A 12,642-nucleotide genomic window follows, 5' to 3' on the forward strand; every position below is an offset into this window, starting at 1 on the left:
GGTAACCATTCGTTTACGGGCATTGTTAATCATACGGGTCAGGACTTAAGGCCGGGTAAAAATCCGGCTGGCGACATGGAAGCGATGTCGATGAGTCCCTGGAGTCACTTAGTCCAGGTTTTTAATGTGTTGCATTAGCGGTTTGGTCCTGTGATTCGTTATTAAATTCAAGAGGGTGTAGAAAGTGGTTAAAAAATCTGGTACCGTCATCGACGCGGAATTAGGTTTTGTTAACCATTCCATGGCAGCCTCTGCACCAGGCAATCACTGCTCCGGTCCCGGATGGGTCGCAAGATGGTCCGGCAGCAGAAAAGGGGAATGAAATGCGTGTTCTGCTGATAGAAGATGACAGTGCAACCGCACAAAGCATCGAGCTGATGCTGAAATCGGAAAGCTTCAACGTCTATACGACCGACCTCGGCGAAGAGGGTGTCGATCTGGGCAAGCTCTACGACTACGACATCATCCTTCTCGACCTCAACCTACCCGATATGTCCGGCTATGAGGTCTTGAGAACGCTTCGTCTTTCCAAGGTGAAGACGCCGATCCTCATCCTTTCCGGCATGGCCGGCATCGAGGACAAGGTGCGCGGCCTCGGCTTCGGCGCAGACGATTACATGACCAAGCCGTTCCACAAGGACGAGCTGGTGGCGCGCATCCACGCCATCGTGCGCCGTTCGAAGGGACATGCCCAATCGGTCATCACCACCGGCGACCTGGTGGTCAATCTCGATGCCAAGACCGTCGAAGTCGGCGGCCAGCGCGTGCACCTTACCGGCAAGGAATACCAGATGCTGGAGCTGCTCTCGCTGCGCAAGGGCACCACGCTCACCAAGGAAATGTTCCTCAACCACCTCTATGGCGGCATGGACGAGCCGGAACTGAAGATCATCGACGTCTTCATCTGCAAGCTGCGCAAGAAGCTCGATGCGGCGTCCGGCGGCCAGAATTACATCGAGACGGTCTGGGGCCGCGGCTATGTGCTGCGCGAACCGGAAGACATCCGCGTCAGCGCCTGAGCGACGGCTGCCCGATCGAAATTCCAAACAAAAACCCGGCGTCAGCCGGGTTTTTGCGTCATAGACCGGTGGTAACCGCGGTCCGATGGATCAGGCAGCGATCTTCAGGGTGCGAAAACGCTCGAGTAGCTGCGGGCGGTTGAACGGCTTCAACAGATAGCCTTGGGCGCCGGCGCGTTTGGCTCGCATGATCGAGGCGATGTCCAGTTCGACCAGCGAGATCAGGATCTGCGGCTTGGTCGGGCTTTCCATGGCGCGCACGCGCCGGATCAGGTCGACCGCCTGTACATCCGGCAGTGCACCGTCGACGACGATGATATCAGGCATATCGGCGGCGCACATCTCCAGCGCGTCAAGCCCGCTGGCGGCTTCGATGACCATCATGTCGGAACCGCCCAGGATGCGCTTCGCAACTTTCCTGATGACGCTAGAATCGTCGACGAACATGCAGCGTTTCATTTCCGGGTCCTCTTTGCCTTGTGGCAATCCGGTCGCGTCGGGGTATCTGCCGCACAGCATAGGCCGATCTGGTAAAGAAGCCGAAAAGCCATTAGGTAAAATTTTTGCAAAGATGCCAGTTTGCAAGGTTTTTCTTGCAGATGCTTTGACCCGCGCTGTCAGGCGAAGTTCATCTTTCGTCCGCAGGTCCATTCAACCAATATTACAGCGCTGAAATACTTTGCTGCTGGTCTGCGCGGATCTCAGGCCGCCGAAAGCACGATCTCTTCCGCGGTCGCATGGATCGATATCGTCATGTTGGCCTCCCGCGCCAGAAGCAGCGTATAGTAAGGCTGCACCGAATGCGCGTCGATCGGTTCTTCCGGCTTGTGGCCGGAATGCAGTTCGAGGAATTTCGGCGGCACCCGCAACATGGGGCCGCTCGCCGAAAGCGCGAAGCGAGGCTCGGTCTCGAGATTCTCCAGCGTCACCGAAAGCTTGCCGCCGCGTGGAATGGCGGCGTTGGCGACCAGGATCAGGTTGAGCAGCAGCTTGACCTTGTTTTTGGGCAACAGTGCACGGGTTCCATTCCAGATGAGTTCCGGCTTCTCATTCTTGAGGAAGGCGATAGCGACGGCTTCGGCATCGCCGGTGTCGATCAGCATGCCGGCGGAACCAGCCGCGCCGAAGGCGATGCGGGCGAACTGCAGGCGCGCCGAGGCGTTGCGGGCGCTCTGGCGGATCAGCTTCATGGCGTCCTCGTCGGCGCCGCCTTCATCGAGCAGTTCAAGCCCGTTGTTGATCGCGCCGACAGGCGAGATGATGTCGTGGCAGACCCGGCTGCACAAAAGTGCCGCCAGATCGGGTGCGGAAAGGGTGAAAAGATCGGACATCGGCGAAAATCCCTGCAAAATCCCATAAATCATGGCCGCGCGATCGATCGTCGCCTGCCCATACGAATCACGCTCTCTTCCCAGGCTTTCTGAATACACAGCGCCCGTGCGTGCAGCAACAAACCCAAAATCGCCGTTGGGGCCTATGGCGCGTTCACGCAGGCTGCTTGCCTGTATGAACGACCCCAACAGCCTTCGAACCGCCATCTTCATGTGCGAGTTTAATGGTTGAAAAAGGATTACGGCATAGTTTGCCCCTAACAGCCATCCTTAACGGCCGCCTAAAGAGCCGTACGGGTGCGAGGCGTCGGCGAAAGTGCTCCCTGACGGAGATTGGAAGCATGTTTTCCCGATTCTACGGCCGGAGTTTTCTCCGTGTCCTCTCAATGGCGATCACGCTCCTGGGCGTTCTCGTCTTCTCGACATCGGCCCTGCGGGCCCAGGAGTACACCGCTCAGGAGATTGTCGATTCCGGTCACAAGTTCTTCGGCGCGACATCGGGCGGCCTTGCCACAGTCGTGGAGAAGATTTTTGCTTCCTATGGCTTGCCCAATGGCTATCTGCTTGGCGAGGAGGGATCCGGCGCGCTGATCGGCGGCCTGACCTATGGCGAAGGCACGCTCTACACCAAGAATGCCGGCGACCATAAAGTGTTCTGGCAAGGCCCGTCGCTCGGCTGGGATTTCGGCGGCGAGGGATCGCGGGTGATGATGCTCGTCTATAATCTCGATGACGTCGGCAATCTCTACAACCGTTATGGCGGCGTCGCCGGCTCGGCCTATGTGGTGGCGGGCGTCGGATTCAATGTGCTGAAGAACAACAATGTGCTGCTGGTGCCGATCCGCACCGGCGTCGGCGCCCGGCTCGGCGTCAATCTCGGCTACCTGAAGCTTACCGAACGGGCGACGTGGAATCCGTTCTGACCCGAGGTCACGACCGGAATGTGTATACGCTTCGATAAGAATCCAGATCCGATGACCCATATGCGCCGCGGCGAGCCCTTGCCGCAGCGCCGGATTTCCGTCATGCCAACAGAGTAGCGGTCAAAGGTCGCGACCGGCTTTTGATCCTCGTATTGTTGCATGTCGGCGCGCGATAACGGATAGTCACTTGGTTCAGTCGGTCCTGTTCTTTGCTCTCGGCTTTCTCTGCGCCGGCTTTCTGGCGCTGATGGTGGCTCCGGCCATCTGGCGGCGGGCGGTCGCTCTGACGCGCAAACGCATCGAAGCCTCGATCCCGCTGACGCAAGCCGAAATCGGGGCCGACAAGGACCGGATCCGGGCGGAGTTCGCCATGGCGACGCGCCGCCTCGAGATGAACGTCAAGGCGCTGCGCGAGAAATCGACCGAGCAGCTCATCGAGATCAATCGCGGCCGCGAGGCCCTGAAGGGGCTGGCGCTGGAGCGCATGGACAAGAACCAGGTGCTCGATGAACTGGCCGCCAAGAACGCGGCGCTGCACCAGCGCGAGGATGAACTGCACCGGCTGTCCGAGCGGCTCAAGGAGACCGAACGCAAACTGGAGAAGCGCGCGCTTGAGCTTGAGAAGCTGGAACGCATGTATGACGACGCCAGCTTCTCCTCCAGCAGCCGCCAGATCGAACTTGTGGCGCGCGAATCCGAGTTGCAGAAGCTCGCCAGCGATATCGCGCTGCTGCGCGGCCAGCGCAAGGAGGCGGACAGGCGCAACCAGGAGATCGCGGCCGAAAGCAAGGCCGCGCGTGAGGCGCTGAAGGCCGAGAGGAAAAAAACCGCCGAACTGGACAAGAAAGTCGAACGGTTGCTCGCCGCGCTTGCCGACCGAGAGGAGAAGCTCGAACGCCGCGAGAAAGATCTGGCGCGGCAGCGCGAAAAAGCGAAGGCCGGGGACGGCGCCTCGGCCTTGCGGTTGATCGGCGGGCAGGTACAGGCGGACAGGCGCGACGACGTCGAAACGGCGATCGCCAGGCTCGACGCCGACCGTGAGCGGCTGGAGGCCAGACTGACGGCACTGGCACGCGAGAACAAGCGGCTGAAGGCGGATCTGTCCGCTGCCGAGGCCGCCAGCCCGCAGGGCGATACACGCCACGCAAGTTCCATGTTGCGCGAACAGATGAATGACCTGGCGGCGGAAGTCGTCAACTTGACAGCCAAGCTCGAAGGGCCGGGATCGCCGATCGCCAAGGCGCTGGAGGCGCAGCAGGATGCGCGTCCGAACAGCGGCGGCCGCAGCCTTGCCGACCGCGTGCGGGCATTACAGAAGGCGGCTGCGGCAGATTGAATTCAGGCACCGCCGGCGCAGAAATGATGCAGGGCGATGGCGGATGCCGCCGCGACGTTCAGGCTGTCGAAGCCTTCCGACATGTTGATCCGAACAGTATTGAGACGGGCGAGCAGGCTTTCGGGCAGGCCTTGGCCCTCAGTCCCGAGGTAGAGTGCCAGGCGTTCGGCCGGTTTTGCATCGCGTATGTCTGATGTCCCGCGCGGCGACAGCGCAAATTGGGTAAAGCCACGCCGGTCGAGCGTCGCGGCGAACCGCGCGGTGTCGCTGAACGAGGCGAACGGGACCTTCAAGGCCGCGCCGACCGAAACGCGGATCGCCTTGCGATAGAGCGGATCGCAGCAGGTCGCATCCAAAAGGATCGCGTTGGCGCCGAACGCGGCGGCGTTGCGGAAAATCGAGCCCATGTTGTCATGGTTGGCGATGCCCACGAGCACCACGATCAATGCTCGGGCAGGCAAGCCGTCCAGCAGGGCCTCGGCCAGCTGGGGCGTCTCCTTGCGACCAATGGCAAGAATGCCGCGATGCATGTGAAACCCGGCAATGGCATCCATCACAGCCCCGGCGGCGACATAGACCGGCAGGTCAGGAGATGCCTTGTGCAGGATTTCTTCGAGGCCGGCCAAGCGGTTCTCCAGAACCAGCGCCGATTCGGCACGGAAGCGAGCGGCCGACAGTAGCATGTCGAGCACGACCTTGCCCTCGGCAATGAAGCGGCCCTGTCGGCCGGCGAGGTCACGCTCGCGGATGTCGAGATAGGCGGCGACGCGCGGATCCCGCGGATCGTCGATGTGGACAAGGATCATCTGAGCCTCGGCTGACAATCGGAATCGGTTGCCAAGAACATGATGCGCGGAGGCAGTGTCAAAGTGTATTTTGCGCGCCCAGGATGGACGCACATTGCCGAAGGCCGCTGGTGGCGTAAACGTTTACGCGACCAGCCGTTCAAGTTCCGGCGCGGCGCAGCCTTTGTGCCATCTGGGACAGATCATCCTTGCCGCTGCCGAAAATGCCGTCGAGCGTGGCAAGCAGTTCGCGCACGGCGTCGGATTTGCAGGAATAGTAGATCATCTGGCGGTCGCGGCGGGTGTCCACAAGGTCCAGCGCCCGCAACTTTGCCAAATGCTGCGACAGGGCGGACTGGCTGAGCATCACCTTCTCGGCGATGGCTCCGACCGACATTTCACCGTCGATCAGATAACTCATGATCAAAAGCCGTTTTTCATTGCCCATCAGCATCAGAAATTCGGCCGCCGATCCGGCGTTGGCGATTAGCTTTGTCGAGATCATCGATCCCCCATGCTCTTTGCTCATCGAGGCACCATGGGGGCAATGGTGCCTGAATCCATAAACTCAGTTGTGAATGGTCGCCAACGAGTCAGCGCCACAGCCAAAGGGTAGAACATTTCATTCAAATCTCAAGCGTTGCTTTTGATCAAACGTAATTTAAGTGCGGTTATTTGGCGACGTTGCCGCCCGGCCGCTCTTGGCCATGTCGACCAAGACGTGCCTCAACTCATGCGCTGTGACCAAGGGCTGCGGAAAGAAGACCCTGCCGGCATCGTCGCCAGAGGCCAGATCCATGCCGTCGGCATCGAACCCGGCGATGACCCAGCCGTCGCCGGATGCCCGGGCAAAATGATGCGCGTAGAGGGCGACGGCGTCGAGATGGTCCGCATTCATGTGGTCGATCGCGGATTGCTCGCTGGCCGCCAGTTCCTCGACGATCGGCCCGTCGGTGATGAGATCGGTGCGATCAAGCAGGTAGGCCTTGCCGAAGCCGCCGTTCAGGCTGGCGCGCTGCGGTTCGAGACGAAAGATCGAAAAGTCGCCGAGGCCGGCATAGAGGCTGGCCTTCGGATTGTGGTTGAGATAGCGGCGTTCGGCGCGTGCATGCGCGTCCGATCCGCGCTCGATCCGCGCTGCCCGGCAGATCAGCGTCAACCGGGGATGCGCGAGCGGGTCGCCCTTGCCCGGCTCGCCGAGCAGAAGCGAACAGCGCGGGTCCGCAAGTATGGCGGGCGTATGGGCCGAAAGCTGCGACACCAGGATCAGCGGCGTGGCGTCGATGTCGGTGGCGACGCCGACCCGACTCGCCAGCGGCGAACCCGTTTGCGGCTCCAACACCGCCAAGGCGCCGAAGCGGGCGCGGCGCATGAGTGTCTTGGCCTGCCGGATCGCCTCGGCGTCGGTCTCGCGGATCACGTCCTTCGTTCGATCGGCCAAAATGCTCGCCCTGCTAAGTTGATTTGGCTATTCCACTTATCAGACGATGGCGCCAGGCTGGCAAGTGCTACTTCGGAGCCATGCGAATGGCGCCATCGAGACGAATGGTCTCGCCGTTGAGCATCTGGTTCTCGATGATGTGCAAGGCAAGGGCCGCATATTCCGACGGCTCGCCGAGGCGCGAGGGGAAGGGCACCGCGGCGCCCAGCGAATCCTGCACCTCCTGCGGCATGCCGGCCATCATCGGCGTCCTGAATATGCCGGGTGCGATGGTGCAGACCCGGATGCCGGAACGGGCAAGATCGCGCGCCACCGGCAGCGTCATGCCGACGACCCCGCCCTTTGATGCCGAATACGCGGCCTGGCCGATCTGGCCGTCATAGGCGGCGACGGATGCGGTGTTGACGACGACGCCGCGCTCGCCGCCCTGCAGCGGGTCGAGCTTTGCGGCGCCGTCGGCGACGAGGCGGATCATGTTGAAAGTGCCGATCAGATTGACTTCGATCACCTTGCGGTACTGATCGAGCGGATGGGGACCATCCTTGCCGATCGTCTTCACGCCGATGGCAATGCCGGCGCAATTGACCAGGATGCGCGGTTCGCCCAGCTTGGCCGCGACCTCGGCAAGCGCGGCAACACCGCTGTCGGCGCTGCCGACATCGCATTGGACGGCGATGCCGCCGATCTCGGCCGCCACCTTGGCCGCCCGATCGACGCCGACATCCAAGATGGCGACGCGGGCGCCCCTGGCGGCCAGCGCGCGCGCCGTCGCCTCGCCAAGGCCGGAGCCGCCGCCGGTAACAACCGCGACCTCACCGTTTGGATTCATGGCGTCATCCTTTCACATGAGAGTCAGGCGTGGATCAGGCGCGCAATCGGCGCGAATGGTCAAGCCATCGCGGCAAAGTGCTCGGCGACCCTGGCCTGGTCGGCATGGCAGACCTCGCCCGTGAGCCTTGCAACCGCGCCCGGCATGATCTCGTGCGACAGCAGCCTGTCGAGATCGACGGGGCGTGGCATCGATATCTGGCCGCGCGGGATACGCTTGAAGCCGAGCGGTCCATAATAGGGCTCGTCGCCGACCAGCATGACGGCGGGCGCTCGGGCCTTGGCGGCCGCTTCCAGCGCGATCGCCACCAGCCGGCGGCCGATGCCGAGATTCTTGAAGGCCGGCCGCACCGCGAGCGGCCCGAGCATCAGCGCGCGTCCGGCGCCTGCGGCGATGCGGGTCATGCGAACTGATGCGACCACGAGATCGCCGTCCATGGCGACGAAGGACAGCGCGCGTTCATGCCCGCCGGCCTCGCGGATCTTGTAGGCGGCCAGCACAAAACGGCCGGGCCCGAAGGCTTCGTCATTGATGGCTTCGATCTGAGGGTCGTGCGCCGGAGTTTCCGGCAGGTATTCTACGTCGGCAAGGCTCATGGTCTTTGCGTTCCGGTACAGGAGGAAAGGTTTGCTGCAAACGGCAGCATTCGCCAATCAGCGCTTTATCAAGCGTGGGCGCCCTTTCGTCGTCGGTCGAACCGGATCAAAGCAAAATCGAACATGCGGAGTGTCCGCTAGCATCAATTTCCCGCCGCTGCAATCGGCGGTTTTGCAGGTAGAGAGCAACGGGCGCCGCGACGTGCTTGACGATCTGTTCAGCGCCCGGCGATTCCATGCAACGACTTGGAGCCCTACATGATGTACTAGACAGGAAAGGACAAGCGATGGGATTGCTGGTCGAAGGCAAATGGCAGGACCGCTGGTACGACACCAAAGGCAGCGGCGGCAAATTCGTGCGGGCGCAGTCGCAATGGCGCGACTGGATCACTCGTGACGGGGCGCCTGCCGAAGGCCGCGGCCGCGGCCGCGGCTTCAAGGCGGAGCCCGGTCGCTATCACCTCTATGTCTCGCTTGCCTGTCCCTGGGCGCACCGAACGCTGATCTTCCGGGCGCTGAAGAAGCTTGAAGGCATCATCTCCGTGTCGGTCGTCCATCATTTCATGGGCGCCGATGGCTGGACGTTCCTGGCGCAGGACGGAGCCACAGGTGACACGCTCTATGGCCTGGACTTCCTGCACCAGATCTACACCAGGGCCGACCCTAACTATTCCGGCCGGGTCACGGTGCCGGTGCTGTGGGATAAAAGGGATGAGACCATCGTCTCCAACGAATCCTCCGAAATCATCCGGATGCTGAATTCAGTTTTCGACGCTTGGGGTGACGCCAACCTCGACTTCTATCCGCAGGCGCTACGCGGCGAGATCGACGCGGTCAATGCACTGGTCTATCCTGCCATCAACAACGGCGTCTATCGCGCTGGCTTCGCCACCACGCAGGCCGCCTACGAGCAAGCGTTCGGGGAGTTGTTCGCCGCGCTCGACACGCTGGAGCATCGGCTGTCGAATCAGCGCTATCTCGTCGGCGAGCGGATCACCGAAGCCGACTGGCGGCTGTTCACCACGCTGGTGCGCTTCGACCCGGTCTATGTCGGCCATTTCAAATGCAATCGGTGCCGCATCGCCGACTATCCGAACCTGTCGAACTATCTGCGCGATCTTTACCAGGTGCCTGGCGTAGCCGGCACGGTGAACCTCAATCATATCAAGTCGCACTATTACGGCAGCCACGAAATGATCAACCCGACGCGCATCGTGCCTGTGGGGCCGGAACTTGACTACGGCGCGCGGCATGACAGGGCACGGTTCGCCAAGGCGGCTGCCTGAACTACCAATAGGGTGACGGCGGCTTCCCGCCAAAAACCTCGGCGATGCGCCGCAGCGTTGCCGGGGTCGTACCCTGGGGCAAACGATCGAGCGGAAAGAAACCTGCCTCGGCGATCTCGCGGTCCGGCAGTTTCGGGGCCGTCTGGCTGAATTTTTCGATCAGGTACAGGCCGACATGGTCGCGGCGGCTGGCGCGGCGGTTGAAATGCATCGAGCGCAGCACCGGCGGAGCGGTCAGCGTGATATTGCCCTCTTCCGCCAGTTCGCGCGCCAGCGCTTCGGCCATCGTCTCGCCGATCTCGACCCCGCCACCGGGAAGCTGCCAGCCCGGCACATAGGTGTGGCGGATAAGGAAGAGGGAGTTGGATGCCGTTTCGTGGATGAGCCCGCGCACGCCAAGCGTCATTGGCCGCCGCAGCACGAAGTAGAGATGGAACAGCCTGGCTCGCAGCCCCGGCCAGCCGGTCTGGCGCAAAGTGCTCTCGGGATCGGTCGCCATCAGTCGCGAAACCGTGGGTGGAAAGCCGCGTGCGCGTCGCCTATGAAGGAGAAATGTTCAGGCTCGCGCATGTTTCCGATATCCATTTGGGGCCACTCCCTGAAGTAACCTATCGCGATCTCGCCTCCAAGCGGGTGCTGGGCTACGTCAACTGGCAGCGCAACCGCCGCCGGCACATGCACGATGCGGTGATCGACACCATCGTGGCCGATATCAAGGCCAGCGCGCCCGATCACCTCGCGGTCACCGGGGACCTCGTCAACCTGGCACTCGACGGCGAGATCGAGATGGCCAAGCACTGGCTGGAGACGCTCGGCTCGCCGCATGACGTGTCGGTGGTGCCGGGAAATCACGATGCCTATGTGCCTGGCGCCTTCGACAAGGTGTGCCGGTCCTGGGCGGCATGGATGACGGGCGACGGCGTCAACAGTCCGATCGATCGCAATTCGTTTCCCTATCTGCGCGTGCGCGGCAATGTCGCGTTGATCGGCATCACCACGGCGCGTGCGACGGCACCCTTCATGGCCAACGGCTTCTTCATGGAAGGCCAGGCCGAGCGGCTGCGCAAAATGCTCGATGCGACGGCGAAGCAAGGGTTGTTCCGTGCGATCATGATCCATCATCCGCCGGTGCGGGGCGCCGTCCCGCAGCACAAGCGGCTGTTCGGCATCGCCCGCTTCCACAAAATCATTCGCCGGCACGGTGCCGAGCTCGTCCTGCATGGCCATTCACATCTGCCGTCGCTGTTTCAGATCGGCCCGCGCGACGCCAAGGTCCCGGTGGTTGGCGTCGCCGCGGCCGGCCAGGCTCCCGGCGGCAAGCCTCCGGCGGCGCAGTACAATCTGTTCGACATAGACGGTGAAAAAGGCGATTGGCGCATCCGCCTGACGCGGCGCGGCTTGACGGGGCCGGCGATACCACCTTCGGATCTGCAGACGCTCGAGCTCGGGGCGCAACCGGCTATGGCCGCAAGCTGAGCCCCAGCGCCACGATACGGTCCCAGAACAGCACGATCGAAACCGCCAGTCCCACCAGCGCGCCTGCGGCGATCAGGCCAAGGCCGGACAGGACGGCCGACCAGCCCTTGCTGCGCGGCGGCGATCGCAAAGGCGGCTCGGCTTCCGGCACCACGTGCCGCTTCATCCCGGGAACGGCAGCCTCGACGCCACCCTCCATCATTCTCTGACGTTCGACGATCCGCTCGGCGACATAGCGCGTCACGGAATCGGCAACCGGCTTCATCTCGCTCGATTCGGCCAGCACCACACGGCCGATGCGGGTGTCCTTCAGGAAACGGTAGGTGCGGCGGTCGCGTCCCATGGCGACATGGCTGACGGCGTCGATCCACAGGCGCGGCTGCAGACCGGACGAGACGACGAAGTCGAAACTGTCCATGTCGGCGGGAACGTCGGCAAAAACGGGCGCGAGTTCGGTGGCAAGAAGGTCGAGCCGCATGCGATGCGCCTCGCGCATGTCGACGACGACGTCGTCGCGATCGGCAAAGGCATTCTTTACATCGCGAATGGCATCGGACAATTTTCTCGACGGGTCGATGATCTTTTCGCCTGCATCCTTCATGGGCGTGGCCTCGCGGGTTTGGTTAACATGGAGTTAACACAGCCGCCGGCAAAATGCACTGGCGAGATCAATGCATCAAGGGTCGCCGTTGGCGGCGCAGACGGAAGAAGTCAGCTGGCCGCGGCGGACAGTTTCACCCGTTGCGGCCCGACGCGGCGATTGCTGTTGCGGCGAATGATCTCGGCGATCAGGTCGGGCGCTTCCTCGGCCAGCATATGGCCGGCCTCCAGCACATGGTGCACATGGAAGCGCTCCGGCGGGTCATCCACTTGGGTAAAGGGTAGAACGGCGTCATCCGATCCCCACGCCACCATCACCGGCATGTTCAGCGCATCGAGCCGCTCGCGCGGGATGACGCCCTGTCGATCGCTCCTGGTCATGGCGGCCGCGATCTCGACGAGCTTTTCGGTTTGTCCGGGGCGGCCGCGCATTTCGCACAGCAATTCGGCCATGCGACGCGAGGGCGCGGCTCGAGGGCCGGACATTTCGGCGAGGCAGGCCTGGACTTCGGCCAGGTCCTGCGCGCGGGCAAAGCGGCGCAACAACGGTCCATTGATTTCGGGGCCAAAACCGCCCGGCGCCAGGAGCGTCAGCGAGGCGACTTTTGCCGGCTCCGCCAACGCCATCAGCGCTGCAACCGCGCCGCCCATCGAATGGCCGACGAGGTGGACGCGCTTGATCGCGCGTGCGGAGAGGTCGGCAAGGATGGCGTTTGCCGCGACCTTGGCCGGTCCGGCCGACGGAAAGTCGAGCGACAGGCCGTGTCCCGGCAGATCATAGGCCAATGTGCGTACGGAAGGCGGCAGCAAGGAGATCACCTCGCGCCAGACATCGTGGCTGCCGCCAAAACCATGCAGCAGGACGATGGTCTTCGAACCCACACCCCGTTCGTCGGCATAAAGTGATGAAGTCATGAAAGATTGAGGCTTTATTCGAGAAGGCGCGATGGAAATGTGGCTGAATTGCTCCTAGTCCAGAGCGTTCGCCAGTAAAATTTTCGCGATTAGGCGATTGGCCGA

At 62.4% G+C, this 12,642-nt stretch carries 15 protein-coding genes; 5 read left to right on the top strand and 10 right to left on the bottom strand.

Annotation, left to right across the window (positions count from 1 at the left end):
• Positions 1 to 323: 323 nt before the first annotated feature.
• On the top strand, positions 324 to 1,019 hold the full coding sequence (ctrA, locus tag FJ940_RS15085; protein ID WP_006203583.1) for a cell cycle two-component system response regulator CtrA: 696 nt from the start codon (positions 324 to 326) through the stop codon (positions 1,017 to 1,019).
• A 90-nt stretch (positions 1,020 to 1,109) separates the two neighbouring features.
• On the opposite strand, the gene FJ940_RS15090 is transcribed toward ctrA, so the two are convergent.
• Together FJ940_RS15090 and FJ940_RS15095 are read right to left on the bottom strand one after the other, a co-directional pair.
• A complete protein-coding gene (locus FJ940_RS15090; protein ID WP_140496100.1) occupies positions 1,110 to 1,478 on the bottom strand; it encodes a response regulator in 369 nt (122 codons plus the stop codon).
• Positions 1,479 to 1,720: 242 nt separating this feature from the next.
• A complete protein-coding gene (locus FJ940_RS15095) occupies positions 1,721 to 2,350 on the bottom strand; it encodes a histidine phosphotransferase family protein (RefSeq protein ID WP_140564027.1) in 630 nt (209 codons plus the stop codon).
• Positions 2,351 to 2,736: 386 nt separating this feature from the next.
• On the opposite strand from FJ940_RS15095, the gene FJ940_RS15100 reads away from it, so the two are divergent.
• Positions 2,737 to 3,273, top strand: coding sequence for an EipA family protein (locus tag FJ940_RS15100; RefSeq protein WP_224704666.1), 537 nt, complete (start codon positions 2,737 to 2,739; stop codon positions 3,271 to 3,273).
• A gap of 187 nt (positions 3,274 to 3,460) precedes the next feature.
• Positions 3,461 to 4,609, top strand: a complete 1,149-nt coding sequence (locus FJ940_RS15105) for a hypothetical protein (protein ID WP_140496098.1) — start codon at positions 3,461 to 3,463, stop codon at positions 4,607 to 4,609.
• Between the two features lie 2 nt (positions 4,610 to 4,611).
• On the opposite strand, the gene FJ940_RS15110 is transcribed toward FJ940_RS15105, so the two are convergent.
• The 5 genes from FJ940_RS15110 to FJ940_RS15130 all read right to left on the bottom strand — a co-directional run bounded on the left by FJ940_RS15110 (position 4,612) and on the right by FJ940_RS15130 (position 8,260).
• Positions 4,612 to 5,415, bottom strand: a complete 804-nt coding sequence (locus FJ940_RS15110) for an RNA methyltransferase (RefSeq protein ID WP_140524945.1) — start codon at positions 5,413 to 5,415, stop codon at positions 4,612 to 4,614.
• 139 nt (positions 5,416 to 5,554) lie between these two features.
• Positions 5,555 to 5,899, bottom strand: coding sequence for a metalloregulator ArsR/SmtB family transcription factor (locus FJ940_RS15115; RefSeq protein ID WP_140496438.1), 345 nt, complete (start codon positions 5,897 to 5,899; stop codon positions 5,555 to 5,557).
• A 156-nt stretch (positions 5,900 to 6,055) separates the two neighbouring features.
• Positions 6,056 to 6,835 carry a HugZ family protein gene (locus FJ940_RS15120; RefSeq protein ID WP_140657044.1) on the bottom strand — a complete coding sequence of 260 codons (780 nt, stop codon included), beginning with the start codon at positions 6,833 to 6,835 and terminating at the stop codon, positions 6,056 to 6,058.
• A 67-nt stretch (positions 6,836 to 6,902) separates the two neighbouring features.
• Positions 6,903 to 7,664 carry a 3-hydroxyacyl-CoA dehydrogenase gene (locus FJ940_RS15125; protein ID WP_140556150.1) on the bottom strand — a complete coding sequence of 254 codons (762 nt, stop codon included), beginning with the start codon at positions 7,662 to 7,664 and terminating at the stop codon, positions 6,903 to 6,905.
• Positions 7,665 to 7,723: 59 nt separating this feature from the next.
• Positions 7,724 to 8,260, bottom strand: a complete 537-nt coding sequence (locus FJ940_RS15130; protein WP_140496094.1) for an N-acetyltransferase — start codon at positions 8,258 to 8,260, stop codon at positions 7,724 to 7,726.
• Between the two features lie 287 nt (positions 8,261 to 8,547).
• On the opposite strand from FJ940_RS15130, the gene FJ940_RS15135 reads away from it, so the two are divergent.
• Complete coding sequence (locus tag FJ940_RS15135) at positions 8,548 to 9,546, top strand: glutathione S-transferase family protein (protein WP_140657046.1); 999 nt, start codon at positions 8,548 to 8,550, stop codon at positions 9,544 to 9,546.
• A gap of 1 nt (position 9,547) precedes the next feature.
• Here the strand turns inward: FJ940_RS15135 and FJ940_RS15140 are convergent, their stop codons facing one another.
• Positions 9,548 to 10,045: an NUDIX domain-containing protein gene (locus tag FJ940_RS15140; protein ID WP_140657048.1), complete on the bottom strand. Its 498-nt coding sequence runs from the start codon at positions 10,043 to 10,045 to the stop codon at positions 9,548 to 9,550.
• Between the two features lie 53 nt (positions 10,046 to 10,098).
• On the opposite strand from FJ940_RS15140, the gene FJ940_RS15145 reads away from it, so the two are divergent.
• The gene (locus FJ940_RS15145) at positions 10,099 to 11,022 is read left to right on the top strand and encodes a metallophosphoesterase (RefSeq protein WP_140657164.1); all 924 of its coding nucleotides are present in this window, start codon (positions 10,099 to 10,101) and stop codon (positions 11,020 to 11,022) included.
• Here the strand turns inward: FJ940_RS15145 and FJ940_RS15150 are convergent.
• Complete coding sequence (locus FJ940_RS15150) at positions 11,006 to 11,623, bottom strand: hypothetical protein (protein WP_140496090.1); 618 nt, start codon at positions 11,621 to 11,623, stop codon at positions 11,006 to 11,008. The two genes, FJ940_RS15145 and FJ940_RS15150, sit on opposite strands and share 17 nt — an antisense overlap.
• Before the next feature lie 110 nt (positions 11,624 to 11,733).
• A complete protein-coding gene (locus FJ940_RS15155; protein ID WP_140518309.1) occupies positions 11,734 to 12,537 on the bottom strand; it encodes an alpha/beta fold hydrolase in 804 nt (267 codons plus the stop codon).
• Positions 12,538 to 12,642 lie beyond the last annotated feature (105 nt).

The organism is Mesorhizobium sp. B2-3-7 (genome assembly GCF_006442695.1).
Lineage (GTDB): Bacteria > Pseudomonadota > Alphaproteobacteria > Rhizobiales > Rhizobiaceae > Mesorhizobium.